The 16672-nt window shown below is 66.2% G+C and carries 18 protein-coding genes; 10 read left to right on the top strand and 8 right to left on the bottom strand.

From position 1 onward, the window contains the following. Window positions 1-126 precede the first annotated feature (126 nt). The 5 genes from RCH15_RS00895 (at window position 127) to RCH15_RS00875 (ending at window position 5055) form a co-directional block, all read left to right on the top strand. A complete protein-coding gene (locus RCH15_RS00895) occupies window positions 127-1458 on the top strand; it encodes a S1C family serine protease (protein WP_326957106.1) in 1332 nt (443 codons plus the stop codon). Window positions 1459-1544: 86 nt separating this feature from the next. Beyond that, complete coding sequence (locus RCH15_RS00890; protein WP_326957104.1) at window positions 1545-1985, top strand: VOC family protein; 441 nt, start codon at window positions 1545-1547, stop codon at window positions 1983-1985. A 21-nt stretch (window positions 1986-2006) separates the two neighbouring features. Next, window positions 2007-2960, top strand: a complete 954-nt coding sequence (locus RCH15_RS00885) for a 1,4-dihydroxy-2-naphthoyl-CoA synthase (protein WP_326957102.1) — start codon at window positions 2007-2009, stop codon at window positions 2958-2960. Between the two features lie 9 nt (window positions 2961-2969). Then, window positions 2970-4124, top strand: a complete 1155-nt coding sequence (locus tag RCH15_RS00880; RefSeq protein WP_326957100.1) for an AMP-binding protein — start codon at window positions 2970-2972, stop codon at window positions 4122-4124. Window positions 4125-4173: 49 nt separating this feature from the next. Then, window positions 4174-5055: a 1,4-dihydroxy-2-naphthoate polyprenyltransferase gene (locus RCH15_RS00875; protein WP_326957098.1), complete on the top strand. Its 882-nt coding sequence runs from the start codon at window positions 4174-4176 to the stop codon at window positions 5053-5055. Between the two features lie 145 nt (window positions 5056-5200). Here the strand turns inward: RCH15_RS00875 and RCH15_RS00870 are convergent, their stop codons facing one another. Then, window positions 5201-5509 carry a DUF4229 domain-containing protein gene (locus RCH15_RS00870; RefSeq protein WP_326957096.1) on the bottom strand — a complete coding sequence of 103 codons (309 nt, stop codon included), beginning with the start codon at window positions 5507-5509 and terminating at the stop codon, window positions 5201-5203. Between the two features lie 107 nt (window positions 5510-5616). On the opposite strand from RCH15_RS00870, the gene RCH15_RS00865 reads away from it, so the two are divergent. Both RCH15_RS00865 and RCH15_RS00860 read left to right on the top strand, forming a co-directional pair. Next, window positions 5617-6036: a PLD nuclease N-terminal domain-containing protein gene (locus RCH15_RS00865; protein WP_326957095.1), complete on the top strand. Its 420-nt coding sequence runs from the start codon at window positions 5617-5619 to the stop codon at window positions 6034-6036. A 443-nt stretch (window positions 6037-6479) separates the two neighbouring features. Then, window positions 6480-7124 (top strand): hypothetical protein, encoded by a 645-nt coding sequence (locus tag RCH15_RS00860; RefSeq protein WP_326957093.1) that lies wholly within the window; start codon window positions 6480-6482, stop codon window positions 7122-7124. A 485-nt stretch (window positions 7125-7609) separates the two neighbouring features. On the opposite strand, the gene ccsB is transcribed toward RCH15_RS00860, so the two are convergent. The 5 genes from ccsB to RCH15_RS00835 all read right to left on the bottom strand — a co-directional run bounded on the left by ccsB (window position 7610) and on the right by RCH15_RS00835 (window position 12688). After that, a complete protein-coding gene (gene ccsB, locus RCH15_RS00855) occupies window positions 7610-8719 on the bottom strand; it encodes a c-type cytochrome biogenesis protein CcsB (RefSeq protein ID WP_326957091.1) in 1110 nt (369 codons plus the stop codon). Continuing rightward, window positions 8719-10425: a cytochrome c biogenesis protein ResB gene (gene resB, locus RCH15_RS00850; RefSeq protein ID WP_326957709.1), complete on the bottom strand. Its 1707-nt coding sequence runs from the start codon at window positions 10423-10425 to the stop codon at window positions 8719-8721. The genes ccsB and resB overlap by 1 nt, the downstream gene beginning before the upstream one ends. Before the next feature lie 206 nt (window positions 10426-10631). Further along, on the bottom strand, window positions 10632-11387 hold the full coding sequence (locus tag RCH15_RS00845; RefSeq protein ID WP_326957089.1) for a cytochrome c biogenesis CcdA family protein: 756 nt from the start codon (window positions 11385-11387) through the stop codon (window positions 10632-10634). 15 nt (window positions 11388-11402) lie between these two features. After that, window positions 11403-12020, bottom strand: a complete 618-nt coding sequence (locus RCH15_RS00840; RefSeq protein WP_326957087.1) for a TlpA family protein disulfide reductase — start codon at window positions 12018-12020, stop codon at window positions 11403-11405. Between the two features lie 2 nt (window positions 12021-12022). Further along, window positions 12023-12688, bottom strand: a complete 666-nt coding sequence (locus RCH15_RS00835; protein ID WP_326957085.1) for a histidine phosphatase family protein — start codon at window positions 12686-12688, stop codon at window positions 12023-12025. A gap of 211 nt (window positions 12689-12899) precedes the next feature. On the opposite strand from RCH15_RS00835, the gene RCH15_RS00830 reads away from it, so the two are divergent. From RCH15_RS00830 to RCH15_RS00820, 3 genes are all read left to right on the top strand, one after another. Then, window positions 12900-13448 (top strand): YceI family protein, encoded by a 549-nt coding sequence (locus RCH15_RS00830; RefSeq protein WP_326957083.1) that lies wholly within the window; start codon window positions 12900-12902, stop codon window positions 13446-13448. 249 nt (window positions 13449-13697) lie between these two features. Continuing rightward, window positions 13698-14429, top strand: a complete 732-nt coding sequence (locus RCH15_RS00825; protein ID WP_326957081.1) for a hypothetical protein — start codon at window positions 13698-13700, stop codon at window positions 14427-14429. Between the two features lie 267 nt (window positions 14430-14696). Then, window positions 14697-15497: a hypothetical protein gene (locus RCH15_RS00820; protein ID WP_326957079.1), complete on the top strand. Its 801-nt coding sequence runs from the start codon at window positions 14697-14699 to the stop codon at window positions 15495-15497. A 64-nt stretch (window positions 15498-15561) separates the two neighbouring features. Here the strand turns inward: RCH15_RS00820 and RCH15_RS00815 are convergent, their stop codons facing one another. Beyond that, window positions 15562-16257 (bottom strand): redox-sensing transcriptional repressor Rex, encoded by a 696-nt coding sequence (locus RCH15_RS00815; RefSeq protein ID WP_326957077.1) that lies wholly within the window; start codon window positions 16255-16257, stop codon window positions 15562-15564. A gap of 93 nt (window positions 16258-16350) precedes the next feature. Continuing rightward, window positions 16351-16605 carry a glutaredoxin family protein gene (locus RCH15_RS00810; RefSeq protein WP_326957075.1) on the bottom strand — a complete coding sequence of 85 codons (255 nt, stop codon included), beginning with the start codon at window positions 16603-16605 and terminating at the stop codon, window positions 16351-16353. Between the last annotated feature and the right edge of the window lie 67 nt (window positions 16606-16672).

The raw sequence follows: 16672 nt of genomic DNA, 5'->3' as shown, positions 1-16672 counted from the left end.
CGCCCCTTGTGGCAGACAAAGACCGCTTTGGCTCTGGTCGCAGGCCCGCTGATGGGCTATCTTGGGGTCACTTCGCGATAGTTTGGGCGGGCTAAAGCGGCAACCTCGTTGCGGGGAAGGACCGCCATGACATCACCTGCCTCCCGAAACTCCGCTCCAGCCGCAGTTGCGGTACCGGCGGCGCTCGTCAGCCTGATCCTGTCCTTGTCAGGCTGCATCAACGTTCCGCCGCAGAATTCCCCGCCTGCCCCAAATACCGCGTCGGCACAGTCCCAGGCGCCGGCGGCTGCTCCGCCGCCCGCCTCCACCCCGCCTGCGGCCACGCCGCCTGCGGCCACGCCGCCTGCACCCTCTACGGCTGCACCCATGCCGCCGGTCACTGCGGCCACAACCCCAGTCCAGCCTCCTGCTGGCTGGTCCAACACTGTGGCCGACGTCCGCTCCGGGGTGGCGAAGATCAACGTCACGCTCTGCGACGGCGGAGGGGTGGGCACAGGGTTTCTGGTTAAGAATGATTTGATCGTGACGGCGGCCCATGTCGTCAAGGACCAGGCTGACATTAGCGTCAGCGTCGGAACGGAAATCGTGGGCGCCGAGGTGCTGGGTGTCGACGAACCAGCTGACCTCGCACTCCTGCGCACCGCCCGTCCCGTCGACGGCCACGTCTTCGGGTTCGTGGGCAACGCGCCGGAACTTGGCGAAGAGGTGGCAGCGCTGGGCTACCCTTTGGATGCAGATCTCACCTTCACTGCAGGCCGTGTCAGCGGACTCAACCGGGAGCAAACAATCGGCACCCGAACCGTCACCAACCTGATTCAAACGGACGCGGCCATCAATCCCGGCAATAGCGGCGGGCCCCTGCTGACGCTGGAGGGCGAGGTGGCCGGCGTCGTCAGCTCCAAACGGGCCTGGGTTTTCGGGACCAGCGGCCCTGATAATTACAGTGCCGAAGGCACGGCTTTTGCGGTGGACGGCCGCAAAGCTGCCCTTGCGGTCGAGAGCTGGCGGAACCGTACCGCGGGAGTGGCCCCGGTCAGTTGCGGGACGCCTCCAGCTGGTGAAGCCAGCTCCATTGCTGTCACCGTCAGCTCGAACCACGTCGAAGCCGTTAACATCGCACGGAGCCTGGTCTTCCACGGCCAGTCCATCAATCTGGGCGCCTACGACCAGGCCTTTGCCGTCCTCAGCCCTGAGATGCAGCAGCGAATGGGCGGATTGGAGACATGGCGCTCAGGTTTGGGCTCATCCTTCTGGCGCAGTCTGGACATCGCAGACGTCAGAACGTCGGGACCGGAGCTGATCGCGTCGGTCCGGCTTCGGACTGTCCAGGATGCCGGGCACGGGCCAGCGGGTCAAACCTGCTCGGATTGGGCCCTGGATTACGTCATGCAGTGGGATGGAACGATCTGGCGCATCGCGGACTCAAGAACCCCGCTGGGTCCGCCGGCGGCATGCTGAAATGCAGCCCGCCACGGGTCCGGAGGGCAGCTTAAACATCCGCCGTGCCCCTACCGCCGGGGGCTCCGGCGTCGTAGGTTCTTTCCATGACACTGAACATCCAGATCGTCGTCGACTGCCGGAACCCGCACGAACTCGCCGACTGGTGGGCCGAAAGCCTGGAGTGGGCCGTGGAGCCCCAGGATGAAGGCTTCATCCGCTCCATGATCGAGCAGGGCTTCGCGACGGAGGAGCAAACCACCCGACACCACGGCAACCTCGTCTGGCGGACGGGAGCCGCGATCCGGCCGCCGGACGAACTTCACGCCAAACTGCCCACCCGCCGCATCCTGTTCCAGAGCGTTCCGGAGGAAAAGACCGGCAAGAACCACATCCACTGGGACGTCAACCTGGCCGGCGCCGACAAGGACGAGGTCCGGACAGCGCTCGAAGCCCGCGGCGCCACCTACCTCTGGACCGCCAACGAAGGCCCGCATTCCTGGTACACCATGGCGGACCCGGAAGGGAACGAGTTCTGTATCAGCTGAGCCGATTACTAGACTCGGACTGTGAGCAACGAAATCCCCGCCAAGGTATCCGACGTCTTTGACCCCTCCCGCTGGCGCACTGTGTCCGGCTTCGACGACTTTCAGGACATGACCTACCACCGGCAGGTGAAGCGTTCCGCCGACGGCGCCACCGTCCGGGACCTGCCGACGGTGCGCATTGCCTTCGACCGGCCCGAGGTCCGCAACGCCTTCCGTCCCGGCACAGTCGATGAGCTCTACCGCGCCATGGACCACGCCCGGATGACACCGGACGTGGCCACCGTGCTGCTCACCGGCAACGGCCCCTCCCCCAAGGATGGCGGCCACTCGTTCTGCTCCGGCGGGGACCAGCGGATCCGCGGCCGGGACGGCTACCGCTACGCACAGGGCGAAACGACCGAGACCATCGACCCGGCCCGTGCCGGCCGCCTGCACATCCTGGAAGTACAGCGGCTCATGCGCACCATGCCCAAAGTGGTGATCGCCGTCGTGAACGGCTGGGCCGCGGGCGGCGGCCATTCCCTGCACGTCGTCTCCGACCTCACCATCGCCTCCCGGCAGCATGGCAAGTTCAAGCAGACCGATGCCACTGTGGGCAGCTTCGACGCCGGCTACGGCTCGGCGCTGCTGGCCCGCCAGATCGGGCAGAAGGCGGCCCGGGAGATCTTTTTTCTTGCCCGCGAATATTCTGCCGAGGACATGGTCCGGATGGGGGCCGTGAATGAGGCGGTGGACCACGAGCGGCTGGAGGAGGTGGCGCTGGAGTATGCCGCCGACATCGCCCGGCAGTCCCCGCAGGCCCTCCGGATGCTCAAGTTCGCCTTCAACCTGGCCGACGACGGCCTGGCCGGCCAGCAGGTCTTTGCCGGCGAAGCCACCCGGCTGGCGTACATGACGGACGAGGCCGTGGAGGGCAAGGAAGCCTTCCTCGAGAAGCGCGATCCGGACTGGTCCAGCTTCCCGTACTACTTCTAAGGCGGCCCCATGACCTCCGGAGCTGTAACCCTCGATCAAGTGCTGGCGGCGCTCGCGGCTGCCCTCGGCGGCGAGGGTCCCGCCGTCGAGCTTTCCGCGGGAACTGACGGTTCCGCCGTGGTGGAACTGGTGGAGACGCCCGCTGTGGAGGATGCCGCCGTCGTGGTGCGGACGTCCGGATCCACGGGCACGCCCAAAGCGACGGTCCTCACCGTGGACGCCCTGGCGGCGTCCTCCGTGGCAACGGCCTTCGCACTCAAGGGTGAGGGCCAGTGGCTGCTCGCATTGCCCGTGCAGTACGTGGCCGGGGTACAGGTGCTGGTGCGCTCCCTGTTCGCCGGCACCCGGCCGTGGGCCATGGACCTCTCCGCCGGGTTCACGCCCGCTGCGTTCACCGCGGCCGCCCTGGAGCTCACAGATAAGATCCGGTTCACCTCACTCGTTCCCACCCAGCTGCAGCGGTTGTTGGACTCCCCCTCGGCCGAGACGCTTGCCGTGCTGCGGCGCTTCAACGGCATCCTGCTCGGCGGCGGCCCTGCCTCGCCCGAACTGTTGGCCGCCGCGCGCGACGCCGGTGCCCGCGTGATCACCACCTATGGTTCCGCGGAGACCTGCGGCGGTTGCGTGTACGACGGCTTCCCGCTTGAGGACGTGCTGGCCCGGGTGGACGGGGACGGCAGGATCCTGCTGGGCGGCGCCACTCTGGCCGCCGGCTACCTCGGCGAACCCGCACTCACCGCAGCCGCCTTCTTCGAGGAGGACGGTGTCCGCTGGTACCGCACCAGCGACCTCGGCTCCATCGACGCTACGGGGAAGTTGACCGTTCTGGGCCGGGCCGACGACGTCGTCATCACCGGCGGCCTGAAGGTGTCCGCAGCGCACGTACAGGCGGAGCTTGAGCAGTTCGACGGCGTCCTGGCAGCCTTCGTCGCCGGCGTCCCCTCCGCAGAATGGGGCCAGGCCCTCGCGGCGTACGTGGTCGTAGAGGACAGCTCACCGCAGGGCCTGGCGGCCTTCACCGCAGGGGTCCCGTGGGCTGCCGCCCTGGGTTCTCGGGCCCCCAAAACAGTGCTGGCCGCCGCTGACCTGCTGTGGCTGCCGAACGGGAAACCGGACCGGCTTGCCATGACGGTTCGGCTCTCCGAGCTCCATCAGGGAAAATAGATAAGCCGGGCACTCCCGGCCCCGCCCAACCAACACGAGGTACTAAAACGTGGCTACAGCCGCTCAATGGATCGAAGGCGCCCGACTGCGCACCCTGCCGGCCGCGATCGCGCCGGTGCTGATCGGCACCGCCGCCGCGTTCGAACTGGACTCCTTCCGCCCGCTCAACGCCGTACTGGCCGCGCTGGTCGCCTTGCTGCTGCAGATCGGCGTCAACTACGCGAACGACTATTCGGACGGCATCCGGGGAACCGACGAGGACCGGGTGGGCCCGCTCCGGCTGGTGGGCTCCCGCGCGGCAAAACCCGAGCACGTCAAGTACGCCGCGTTCGCTGCGTTCGGGCTGGCTATGGTGTTCGGCCTGGGCCTGGTGATCCTTTCGCAGGCCTGGTGGCTGATATTGGTGGGTCTGGGTTGCGTTCTCGCTGCCTGGGGCTACACAGGCGGGAAGAACCCTTACGGCTACCTGGGCCTGGGCGATCTGTTCGTGTTTGTGTTTTTTGGCCTCGTCGCGACCCTCGGCACCACGTACACGCAGGCCGGTCAGATCAGCGTCCCCGCCATCGTCGGCGCCATCGGCACCGGCCTCATCGCCTGCGCGCTGCTCATGGCCAACAACGTCCGCGACATCCCCACCGACCGGCAAGCCGGAAAGAGGACTCTGGCCGTGCGGCTCGGGGACAAGCATGCCCGGGAGAGCTATGTGCTGATGCTCGCCGTGGCCATCCTGCTGCCGGTTGTGCTGGCACCGGCCCGGCCGTGGGTGCTGATTGTGCTGCTGTTGATCCCGGCGAGCCTGATGCCGTCCTGGCTGATGATTGCCGGCCGGCGCCGCAAGAGCCTTATCCCGGTGCTCAAACAGACCGGACTCATCAATCTTGGCTACGCCGTGTTGTTCTCGCTCGGTTTGGTGCTGAGCCACGGTTTCTAGGCGCCTGGTCCCTCGGCGGCCTCCGGGACACGTTTCTGCGGACGCGGGCGTAGACGCTGCGGGCATAGACGCTGGGGCACAGCGGCGCCCGTCCAGCGGCCGCGGGTCAGCGGCGCCAGTCCAGCAGTGCCAGCGGTCTCGGGAGCTAGGAGTCCTTCGGGCGGCTGTCCTTGTGCACGGTGATGTCCGGGTGCGCATCAACCAGGCGGTCCTCGGCGTCCGCGTCTGCCATTTCCCCAGCGCTGCGCAAAGGCTTGGCCTTGCCGGAGAAACGCTGGTGCAGCGACGCAGCAGCGGCGTCGCGCTGCTTCTGGAAGAACAGGAAGCTAATCGCGAACGCCATCATACCTGCGCACAGGACGGCGAGCAGCCAGCCGAGCTGAAGGTAGACGAACAGTGCGAACAAGGGCACAAAGAGCGCCAGTCGGATCAGGGAGTATTTCAAGAAATCCACACTCCAAGTTTAGCCGCCGCCGGCCGGCCCGCCCCACCGAGGTTGCATCCTGCGTACGATGCGGACGAGGAGGCGCCGTGAGCTCCCCCGACGGCTAAACTGGAAGCATGCTCCTCCGTGTAGTGGTTGCCGTCGCAATACTCGTTGTCTTTGTCTACGGACTCATCGACGTGATCCGCACTGATTCGCGCCAGACCAAGGGGATTTCGAAGCCAGCCTGGATTGTGGTGCAGATCGTCCTTCCGGTAATTGGGGCCATCCTCTGGTTCCTTATCGGCCGACCCCGCGGCACAGCCCCCGCCCGTCCCGCGTACAGCCACACCGTAGCGCCGGACGACGACCCGGATTTCCTGCGCAACCTGGAGCTCCGCCGCCGCAACCAGGCCGAGGCGGACCGCCTCAAGAAGCTCAAGGCAGATCTTGATGCGAAGGAGCGCACCGTGGGAGACGACTCGGGCAAGCACACGAATGAACCGGGCGAAGCCCACGGCAGCGGCGATCCGCAAGGCACCGACGGGGTCAAGTAGCCTTCTCCAGGCACTCCAGCCACTCCCCCGGCCTTCCTTCCCGCGGCCGCGCCAGGCACCCAGAGATCCCGTGCCCCGCACTCGTCCTCCACTCTGTGGAAAACCCCAGAGTTCACTGCTGCCGGGCGCAGGCTACTCGTATGCGTCCGGCCAATGACCTTCCCCCGCAGCTTCAAAACCGGCCCTTCACTGTAGCCCAGGCCCGCGCTGCAGGCCTAAGCCGACGTCGGACACGGGCTCGGGATCTCGCAAGCCCGTGTCACGGAGTCCGAACCGCGGCCGCCATGCCGGACATATGGACGGCACGTCTGCGCGCGCTGGCTGCTGTGACCGGCGCAGTTGTCAGTCACCTGTCCGCGGCCGTGCTTTGGCGATTCCCCCTGCCGCCCGCGCTGGAGAGTCCGGCTGTCATCCACCTGACATGTGATCCGAGCAGGCGGGCCGTGCGGCACAAGTATGTGGTGGGCCATCAGCAGTTCCTTGAGCCTGCCGAAGTCGTAACCGGCGCCTGGATGAACTGCACCTCCCCCGTACGGACCTGGTTCGACCTTGCCGGAATACTCAGCCTCGATGACCTGGTGATCGCTGGCGACTTCCTCCTGCGGCGAAGAAACCCGCTCACGACACCGGCCACCTTGGACGAGTTTCTGTCCGGGAAACACGGCAGGAAAGGCTACCGGCGCGCCACGCAGGCCCGGGCACTGATGCGCGCCAACACGGACTCCCCTAAGGAGACCGAACTCCGCCTGATCCTGGTTAGATACGGCTTGCCGGAGCCCGGAGTGAACATTCCCATCCTGGACGAGAACGGAAACTGGATTCAAGATCCTGATTTGTCCTACGAACGGGAAAAGGTAGCGATCCAGTACGACGGCGGGCACCACGCCGATCCCCTGCAACGCCGCAGCGACATTTACCGGGATGAGAACGCCCGGGATGCGGGGTGGCGCGTCGTCGTGCTGACGCAACGCGACCTGCACCCTCTGGCGCCCGGTATGGACCCGAGTGCCGTGACAAGGGTGCGCAGGGCCCTGACGGAGCGTGGCTGGGCGCCGGGCCGTGGTTCTATGCCAAGGCGACCCTCGTAGCCGCTTTCCCGATCTATCGGCCTGCTCACCGGCCACCCACCTGACGCAAATGGCCGCCAAGCCGCAAGCCCGGCCACCCATCTGACGCAAATGGCCGCTAAGCCGCGATCCGGCCACCAACCTGACGCAAATGGCCGCTAAGCGGTGCGGCTTAGCGGCCATTTGTGGTGGATGGGCGCCGGACGGAACCGCCAAGCGGCCATTTGTGGCGAACCGACGGAGCGCCAGGCCCGGCAGGGCTGGGGATGGTAGCGGCCGAGCCCATCACGGTCTCCCAGCGAAGCGCCGCGACCCCGGCCACCAACCTGACGCAAATGGCCGCCAAGCCGCGACCCCGGCCACCCACCTGACGCAAATGGCCGCCAAGCCGCGACCCCGGCCACCCACCTGACGCAAATGGCCGCTAAGCGGTGCGGCTTAGCGGCCATTTGTGGCACATTTCCGGGGCAGGCCCGGAAACGGCGGGGAAGCCCGTGAGGCGAGGGCTAGAGCCCCGAATAGGAGTGCAGTCCGTTGAAGAACTGGTTCACGATGGTGAAGTTGAAGACCACACAGAGGTAACCGACGATCGACAGCCAGGCCGCACGGGTTCCGGTCCAACCACGGGTGGCGCGGGCGTGCAGGTAGCCGGCGTAGACCACCCAGATCACGAAGGTCCAAACCTCTTTGGTGTCCCAGCCCCAAAAGCGGCCCCAGGCCTTTTCGGCCCAGATGGCGCCGAACATCAGCGTGAAGGTCCAGCCGACGAAGGCGATGGCATTGATTCGGTAGGAAAGGTTCTCCAGGCTCAGCGCGGACGGAACCAAGCGCATGAAGCCAAGCTTGTCGGCGCCGCCTGCCGCGATGGTCTTCTGCCGGTGCGACTGAACCAACTGCAGTGCGGACATGGCGAAGGTCAAGGTGAACAGTGCGGAGGACAGCACGGCGATCGAGACGTGAATGATCAGCCAGTAGCTCTGCAGCGCCGGCACGAGGTGGCCCACAGGGGTCCAGTAGGCCACCGAGGCAGCCACGAGCATGATGATTGCCAGGCCCACCACAAATGTACCCAGGAAGCGCAGGTCGCGACGGATCAGGACCACCAAGAAAACAGCTACAGCGACGAACGCGCCGGTGGTGAGGAACTCGTACATGTTGCCCCACGGCACCCGGCCCGAACCGATGGCCCGGGTGATGACGCCGGCTGCGTGGATGGCGACGCCCAACACAGTCAGGGCCACAGCTACCCGTGCGGGAGCACGGCGTTCAGCGGAGTACCGCATGGCGCCGTCAGCAGTCTGGCCCACGCCGGCGGCATTCCCACCGCCAGCCCCTGCCACGGCCGACGACGGGCGTTCGGCCCGGCCCACCGGCCCGGCCACGTCTGCGTCGGCCCGGTCAACAGTTCCGCCGGAGGCCCCGACGCCGGCGCCCACCGGAACGCGGACTGCCTCGGCGCCGGACAGTTCCGCCGCCTTGAGGTCCACTGCGCGCAGCGTCTCGCTGCTCTTGGCCAGGTCCCAGGCGAAGGCGATGAAGGCCACCGTGTACGTGCCGGCCGCGAGGAGCATGAACAACTCGCTGTACTGGCCCATGGTTTCGTTGATGGGGAACATTACTTATCCTTCTTTGACTCGGAAGAGCCTGCTGTGGACTGGGTGAAGCCTGCTGCGGACTGGGTGAAGCCCGCTGCGGGGTGTGCGGGGGCGGGCTCGGTCCCGGCACCGGGCTGTGTGCTATCCGCCCGGTCATTATCCGCCCTTCCGCTGGGAGCAGTCTGGGAGGTGTCGTCGTCAAGGTCCCAGGCACCGGCGAACAGCTTGCGGATCGCGGCTGCCTCCCCGGCGAGCCGGTGGTCCTCGCCGCGTGCCAGGAGCCCGTATTCGACCATGGTGCGGCCGTCCTCGTGGGTGCCGGTCCGGACCCAGACCCGACGGCGGTTCACGTACAGCGAGGTGACCAGACCGGCCACCGCCAGAAGTGCGAAGATCAGCGCATAGAGCTGGCCCGGGTTGTGGTGGATGTCGACGCCCACGTAGCGCTTCACGCCGTCGAAACTGATGGTGCCCTTGCCGTCCGGAAGGGTGTGGGTGGTCCCCGGCGTCAGGACAATGCCCTTGGTGTCGAGGTTACGGGCGTTGAGCGGCGTCAGCTTTTTCACGTCGAGTTCGAAGACGTTCTGCGGCGCACCATCGTTCAGGCCGAGGTCGCCGTAGTAGGAGTTCAGGGTCAGCTGCGGGTTGATCAGCTCGGGATCCCCGCTGAAGGAGACGCCTGCATCGGTGACAAACGCGGTGGGCAGGAAGAACCCCGCGAAGGCGAGCTGCTCCGGCTTGGCGTCGGGGACCTTGATGACCACGGAGGAGTAGTAGTTCTCGCCCTGCAGCTTGGCGACCACCGGGCCCTGCATCGCAATGTTGCCTGCGCCGTCGCGGACGGTCACTACGGGTGCGTAGCCATTGCCGGTGAGGTACATGCTGGTGCCACCCAGACTGAGCGGGTCGTTGACTTTCAGGACTTCTTTCTTGGCGGGGGCATCCGGTGTTTCCTTCGTGGTCACATCGGCCTTGAAGTCGATGGGCTGGCCGAACTTGCCCTTGGACTCCCGGTCGAAGGTGATCTGGAATTTATCCAGCTGGACCGAGTACGGCTGCAACTGGCTGCTTTGGAAGTTGGAGCCCGGGGTGAACTGGTCGTAGCCGACGAGCGTGTTGACGAAGGTGTCGCCCTCCACCAGGATCCGCTGTCCGCTGTAGCCAAACAGGCCACCCACCGCGACGGACACCAGTACACCGATCAATGACGTATGGAAGAGCAGGTTGCCGACCTCCCGAAGGAACCCCCGCTCGGCGCCCACAGACGGCCAGGCTCCGTCGCGGTCGCGGATATCCACGCGGTAGCCGCGCTTCTTCAGCAATCCGGCGGCATCGGTGATGGCGCGCGACGCCGGGACGCCGGCGTCCGCGGAAATCACCAGTGTGCCGTATTCGGGGAGGCGGGACAGCCGTGCGGGCGTCCGCGGCGGCTGCGACCGCATGGCCTTGTAGTGCGCAATGGCGCGCGGGACCACGCAGCCGATCAACGAGATGAACAGCAGGATGTAAATCGCGGAGAACCACGCCGAAGAGTAAACGTCATACAGCTGGAGCGAGTCGAGGATCTTGCCGTAGTCCGGATGGTCCTTGATGTATTGCGTGACGATTGACGGGTTGGCCGGCCGCTGCGGGAAAAGCGAGCCGGGTACCGCGGCGACGGCCAGCAGCAGCAGCAGGAACAGCGCGGTGCGCATGCTGGTCAGCTGGGTCCAGGCCCAGCGGAGCATGCCCAGCGGACCAAGAGTAGGCAGGACAGCTTCAGCTTTCGCGGCGGCCACCGTGCTGCCCGCTGCGGACCTGCCCGGCTTGCCGGGCCTGCGCGACGTACCGGGTTTACCGGCCGTGCGCTCGTGTGCGGGGCCGTCAGGCGTGGTGTTGTCAGGCGTGGGGCCGGGGGCCGGGGCATTCTTCTCTACGTTCACTCGCTCGCTCATCAGATCGGCAATTTCACATCGGTTTGGAACCAGTACTGCAACTCGGAAACCCAGGTTCCCCACACGCCGCTGGCCATCAGCAGGCCAAGGCCCACGAGGATTCCGCCGCCAATGCGCTGGATTGCAAGCCGGTGCTTGCGGAAGAAGGACATCACGCCGATCCCCCGGCGGACAGCCAGCGCGATCAGCAGGAACGGAATGCCCAGGCCCAGGCTGTACACGAAGGCAAGGAACGCTCCTTTGGCAGCCGAGGACCCACCGGAGAGGCTCAGCAGCTGGACCGCGGAATAGGTCGGACCGATGCAGGGTGCCCAGCCGAGGCCAAAGGTGATGCCCAGCAGCGGCGCCCCCCACAGCCCCGCCGGCGGCTTCGACTGAATTTTCGCGTCACGCTGGAGCCAGCCGAAGCCGCCCATGAACACCACACCCATGATGATCACCAGGATGCCCAGCATCTGGGTGATCCAGGCGTTCTGCGAGCCGGTGATCAGCGTCCCCAACTGCCCGAAGGCACCGCCGAGCAATACGAAGATGACCGAGAACCCGAGGACAAAGAGCCCGATCCCGGCCAGCATGCGGCCGCGCTTCTGCTTCTGGAGGTCGACGCCGGTCAGCCCCGTGACGTAGCCGAGGTACCCCGGGACGAGGGGAAGTACGCACGGGGACAGGAAGGAAACAAAGCCGGCAAGCAGCGCCACGGGGATGGCAAGCAGCAGCGACCCGCTCAGGATGGCTTCGGCGAAGGGGCTGTTCACGGCGGCGCCTGTCCGCTACTCGGCCACGGCGGCGGCGATGAGGGACTTGAGGGTGCCCTTCTGGATCTCGCCCAGCACTCGGGACGCGACCCGGCCCTGTTTATCGAGCACCAGCGTGGTGGGCACGGCTCCCGGCGGAACCAGACCGGAGACGGCCAACAGGACGGCCCCGTCCTTGTCGTTGAAGCTCGGATACGTCAGGTTAAACGTCTCGTCGAAGGCCTCCGCCGTTGCTTTCTCGTCCCGGAGGTTGACCCCGAAGAACTGCACACCCTGGCTCTTGAACTCCTGGTGCAGCTCTTCCAGCGTGGGCGCCTCCACCCGGCACGGCGCGCAGGCCGCAAACCAGAAGTTGAGCACTGTCACTTTGCCCTGGAACGCCTCAGCCGTCACCGCCGTGCCGTCAAAGAGGGTCCCCTGGATGGCGATGGGGCTCTTGCGGTCCGCGACGGCGAATTCCGTCACCGAACCGTCACCGGCGACGTAGTTCTTGTTGTCGCCCGCTCTGGCCTGCTGGGCCAGCGCATCCTCCTGCGCACAGCCGGAGAGCCCCAATACGACGGCGAGCGCGGCACCGCCCGCCGTCAGGACACTGCGGCGGGACACGGGTGACGAGGCGCGTTTTCGGCTCATCCTCAGGCTCCGGGGGTGCTGGAGGCACGGGGAAGCAGGGAGGCCGCGGGTTCGCTGTATTCGACGCGCAGGAGGCTGCCGGCGTCGTCGAACACCAGGGACGTGACCGAGGTAAGGGTGCATTCGCGTTTGCGCGGATCGTGCCACAGCGGCTTGCCCTCGGCGCTGAGCCGGGTGGTCCAGATGGGCAGCTGGTGGCTGACGAGGATCGCCTCGGCGCCGTCACCGCCGAGTTCGACGGCGCGCAGCCTGGCATCCTGCACCGCAGCGATGACCCGGGCGGCCTGGTCTTTGTAGGCCTCGCCCCAGGAGGGCCGGAAGGGGTTGCGCAGCATGGGCCAGTGCTTGGGCCGGAGGAGTTCAGCCTTGTCGACGTGGAGGCCCTCGAAGTAGTTGGCGGCCTCGATGATCCGGCCCTCGGTGGCGATCTCGAGGTGCAGGGCGGCGGCAATGGGCTGGGCCGTCTCCTGCGCTCGGGTTAGCGGGGAGGCTGCGAGGTGGACGATGTTCGCTCCCTGCGCGGACCTCGCACTGAAGTGTTCCGCCAGCATCCGGGCCATCTCCTGGCCGAGCTCGGAGAGGTGGAATTCGGGCAGCCTGCCGTACAGGACGCCGTCGGGATTGTGGACCTCGCCGTGGCGGAGCAAATGGACAGTGGCTTGGGGCATGTGTACCAGTTTCTCAAAGGGCAGGGGTAATGACGAAATCTTCTACGACAAGTAGAACTCGAGAGTTTTACGAAATGTTCCCTGCGGTTGGAATAAAAGATGCAAATGCATGTTTATACTGGGTGAAGCAGTTAGTTGAGACTTCAACAAATGAAGAGCCGACTGACGATCAGCCCACCTGAACTGCCCACCCGACTCAAGGAGAACCACCATGGCACTTCCCGCCAACGTCACCACCGGCACCTGGACCCTCGACAACTCCCACAGCGAGATTGCATTCACCGTCCGCCACGCGGGCATCAGCAAGGTCCGCGGCCAGTTCAAGGATGCGGAAGCCAGCCTTGACCTCGCCGAGAACATCACTGATTCCAAGGTCAACGCCACGATCAAGACCGCGAGCTTCGACTCCGGCGACGCCAACCGCGACGGCCACGTCCGCGGCGAAGACTTCTTCGACGTCGAGAAGTTCCCGGAGATCTCCTTTGTCTCCCACGCCATCGTCCCCAAGGGCGACGCTTACGAACTCCAGGGCGAACTCACCATTAAGGGCGTTGCCCGTCCGGTTGCCCTGGAGACCGAGTTCAACGGCGTTGCGGTTGACCCGTTCGGCATGACCCGCGCCGGACTGTCCGCCGAAACCACGATCAGCCGCAAGGACTTCGGCCTGACCTGGAACGCCGTCCTCGAAGCCGGCGGCGTGCTCGTCAGTGACAAGGTCGCCATCAACCTCGAACTGGCTTTCATCGCACCGGCAGCATAGTCGGCTGCACCCGGAGGGCTGGCAGGACCGGCCCTCCTGCGGCCTCCGGCCGTCGGCACCCCGCATTGTCCTTGGACTTTGCGGGGTGCTGCGTTTAACCTGAACGGGCCGATGCCTGACGCCGTGTCATCCGAAGGAGGTATAGGACTGTACCCCGGGGACGCAGGGGATGCCCAACATTGTCGACATGCCCGGCGCCATGCTCCCAACCCCTCGATACTGGCACCCTCGCGGTCTACAGTAAGTGCCATGAGCAACCCTGACGAGGTACCTCCACTGCAGCGGCCGGGAGCCCAGCCTTCTCCGGCAGGCAATGTTCCTCCGGCAGGTTTCGGACCGCCGACGGTTCCGCCCCCGCCCGGTTACCAGGCACCGCCGGGTTACCAGGCCCCCGGTTACGAGGCACCGCCCGGCTATGGGGAACCCCGTGACCAGGCGCCGCCGGGGTACCAGGCACCGCCGGGTTACCAGGCACCTGTCCCGCCGACCGGCAAATTCCGCTTCGAACTGCCGGCCGATCGGCCGCAGAACTTCACCGACATGATGCCCCGGGGCGGCCTGGGCGGGATGTTTACCGTCACGTGGCTGCCCACCGAGCTTAAGGTTTCCTACTGGATCTGGCTCATCGGCGGTCTGCTGGGATTGCTGGGCGGGGTGATTGGCCTTTTCGGGTCGTTTGTGTTGCTGGCCGTCATTCCGGGGTTGGGATTCGTGGTGCTCCTGCTGGTGCTGGTGGCGCTGGCACTCTCCGCCGCACAAGTCATCCTGGCCATGAAGATGAAGGAAGGCCGCGAGTGGGCCCGCTTCGCCCTCACAATAGTTGCCGGCATCTCCCTGCTGCTCGCCATTCTCAACACCAGCGCAGCAGAGGGCCGGGGCGGAGGAAGCTGGCCGAGCTTCGTCATTAGCCTCGTGGCCGCCGCCCTGATGTGGATGCCCAAGTCCCAGACGTGGTTCGCAGCGCTCCGGGGCCGCGCCTGAGCCGCGCCTGAGCTGCTGCTGGTCCGTGTCCGGCGCGTGTCCATCGCCGTTCAATCAGGCCTTGACCTGCGCATGGACTGCCCAAGCACCCTGACGCTGTTCGCCGACCGGTCGCCCAGCGCAGTGCCCGGGGCAGCCGCGAGAATACTCCTCAGGAATGATCCGCGCGGGCACCGGCCCGCGGTACGGTGGGTGTAAACCATGCTGGGGGCAGGGCAGGAATCTGTTTCCGGTATCCGAACGAGACCGCCACGCAAAGGAAAGCCCATGAGCATCCCGCCAGTCCCGCCGTCGAACCCGGACTCACCTGAACCGGGGCAGGAGCCGCCCGCCGCACCGCAGTACGGACAACAGCCGCCCGCCGCACCCCAGTACGGCCAGAACGCACCCCAGTACGGCCAGAACGCACCCCAGTACGGCCAGCAAGCCCCGACCGCGCCGCAGTACGGCCAGAATGCACCCCAGTACGGCCAGCAGCCGCCGGCGGCACCTTCGTATGGCCAGAATGCACCCCAGCTTCCGCAGTACGGACAGCAGCCCCCGCAGTACAACCAGCCGGCGTACGGACAATCCCCCTACGCCAAGAACCCATCGGAGCAGGCGTCGGTCCAGACCGGTATGCCCAAGCTGGTCAACACGGCTTTTTGGCTGCTCGTGGCCTCCGGCGTGGTCTGGGTCCTCTCCCTGCTGTTGGCGATCGGGACCTTGGACACCCCCGCCATGCGCGACATGTTCGAACAGCAGATGGCCGCGGGCGGCGCTGACATCAGGTTCGAGGATCTCAAGGGTGCCATCGTCGGCAGCATTGTGGTGTTTGCTGTGATCAGCGCCGGGCTGTACGCACTGGTGGCCCTGAATGTGCGCAAGGGTAAGAACTGGGCACGGATCCTGGGCACAGTCTTCGCAGCCCTGTCGGTCTTTAGCCTTTTCCCGTTGAGCCTGGGCACGCTGGCCGTTCTGCTGGGCATCGCCGGCATCGTGATGCTGTACCTGCCGGCAACTGCACCGTACTTCAGCAAGCGGCAACCGTTCGCCAACCCGTACGGACAGCCGGGCGGACCGTACTAACAGACACACGGCAGATTAACCGGGCACCAGCGCAGGGCGCGGGAGCCGGAGGGGCTGACTGCAACTAGTCAGCATCCTCCGGGTCCTGCGCCCTTTGTGCGTGGTAGGCGAGGATCTGCAACTCCGTTGCCATGTCCACCTTGCGCAGGTTGACCCCGGGCGGCACCTGCAGCATCACTGGGGCGAAGCTGAGGATGCTCCGGACACCGGCGGCTATCACCCGGTCACAAACGTCCTGTGCCACAGCGGCCGGCAGGGCAAGCACCACCATGTTGGCGCCGGTCCGTCGCAGCACCGGTTCCAAATCTGCAGCATCGCTGACGCGCAGCCAACCCACCTCACTGCCCACCACCATCTGATCCGCGTCGAGGATCGCCACAATGTCGAATCCGCGGGATTCGAATCCGCCGTACCGGGCCAGGGCCTTGCCCAGGTTGCCGGCGCCGACGATGGCGACCTTCCAGTCATGGGTCAAGCCCAGCGCGGCGGCGATATGCCGGTTGAGGTACTGCACTTCGTAGCCGACGCCGCGGGTCCCGTAGGAGCCGACGTAGGAGAGGTCCTTGCGGAGCGTGGAGGAGCTCACGCCGGAGGCCTCCGCCAGGGATTCGGAGGACACCCGGTCAACGCCTTCGGCGAGCAGGGCGGTCAGGGCGCGCAGATAGATGGTCAGCCGGGACACGGCTGCAGGCGGAATCTGCTTGGCGGCAGTGCCTGATCCCCCAGGCATCGCGTCGGGGGATGAATCCAGCGAAGTCACTATCTGCTCCATTGAGTAGCGTTGTGGCTTCCACTCTAGGGCCCCGGCAGTTCGCCGAACAAAGCCAGTCCCCGCGCCCCTGGCAGTTCAGACCTACCGGCCCAGCAGCCGCCGCAGCGTGCGTTCCAGCCGGACCTCGTCGATCTTCCAGAAATCGCGCTGGATCCCGTCAACCAGCACCACCGGAATTTCCTCGGCGAAGCGTTCCCGCAGTTCTGCGTCGTCGTCCACCGGCTGTTCCCTCCAGCCGATCCCCAGGTCCGCTGTGACGCGCCCGACGGCGGCACGCGCCGCGGAGCAGAGGTGGCAGTCAGCTTTGGTGATGAGGACGACGTCGGGGCTTGGCATTCCTCCACGGTAGCCCGGCGGGTAGTCCTGCGTCGACGGGCGGGCAGCCACGTGCTGCGCCGCGGAC

It is taken from the genome of Arthrobacter sp. MP_M4 (genome assembly GCF_035984855.1).
In the GTDB taxonomy this organism is placed as follows: Bacteria; Actinomycetota; Actinomycetes; order Actinomycetales; family Micrococcaceae; genus Arthrobacter.
This window is presented reverse-complemented; position numbering and strand designations above follow the sequence as displayed.

Excerpts from the sequence above, each read along its gene's own strand:
- RCH15_RS00895 (WP_326957106.1), top strand. The coding sequence starts at position 127 with ATGACATCACCTGCCTCCCGAAACTCCGCTCCAGCCGCAGTTGCGGTA.
- RCH15_RS00890 (WP_326957104.1), top strand. The coding sequence starts at position 1,545 with ATGACACTGAACATCCAGATCGTCGTCGACTGCCGGAACCCGCACGAA.
- RCH15_RS00880 (WP_326957100.1), top strand. The coding sequence starts at position 2,970 with ATGACCTCCGGAGCTGTAACCCTCGATCAAGTGCTGGCGGCGCTCGCG.
- RCH15_RS00865 (WP_326957095.1), top strand. The coding sequence starts at position 5,617 with ATGCTCCTCCGTGTAGTGGTTGCCGTCGCAATACTCGTTGTCTTTGTC.
- ccsB (WP_326957091.1), bottom strand. The coding sequence starts at position 8,719 with ATGTTCCCCATCAACGAAACCATGGGCCAGTACAGCGAGTTGTTCATG.
- resB (WP_326957709.1), bottom strand. The coding sequence starts at position 10,425 with ATGCTCCGCTGGGCCTGGACCCAGCTGACCAGCATGCGCACCGCGCTG.
- RCH15_RS00840 (WP_326957087.1), bottom strand. The coding sequence starts at position 12,020 with ATGAGCCGAAAACGCGCCTCGTCACCCGTGTCCCGCCGCAGTGTCCTG.
- RCH15_RS00835 (WP_326957085.1), bottom strand. The coding sequence starts at position 12,688 with ATGCCCCAAGCCACTGTCCATTTGCTCCGCCACGGCGAGGTCCACAAT.
- RCH15_RS00830 (WP_326957083.1), top strand. The coding sequence starts at position 12,900 with ATGGCACTTCCCGCCAACGTCACCACCGGCACCTGGACCCTCGACAAC.
- RCH15_RS00825 (WP_326957081.1), top strand. The coding sequence starts at position 13,698 with ATGAGCAACCCTGACGAGGTACCTCCACTGCAGCGGCCGGGAGCCCAG.
- RCH15_RS00820 (WP_326957079.1), top strand. The coding sequence starts at position 14,697 with ATGAGCATCCCGCCAGTCCCGCCGTCGAACCCGGACTCACCTGAACCG.
- RCH15_RS00810 (WP_326957075.1), bottom strand. The coding sequence starts at position 16,605 with ATGCCAAGCCCCGACGTCGTCCTCATCACCAAAGCTGACTGCCACCTC.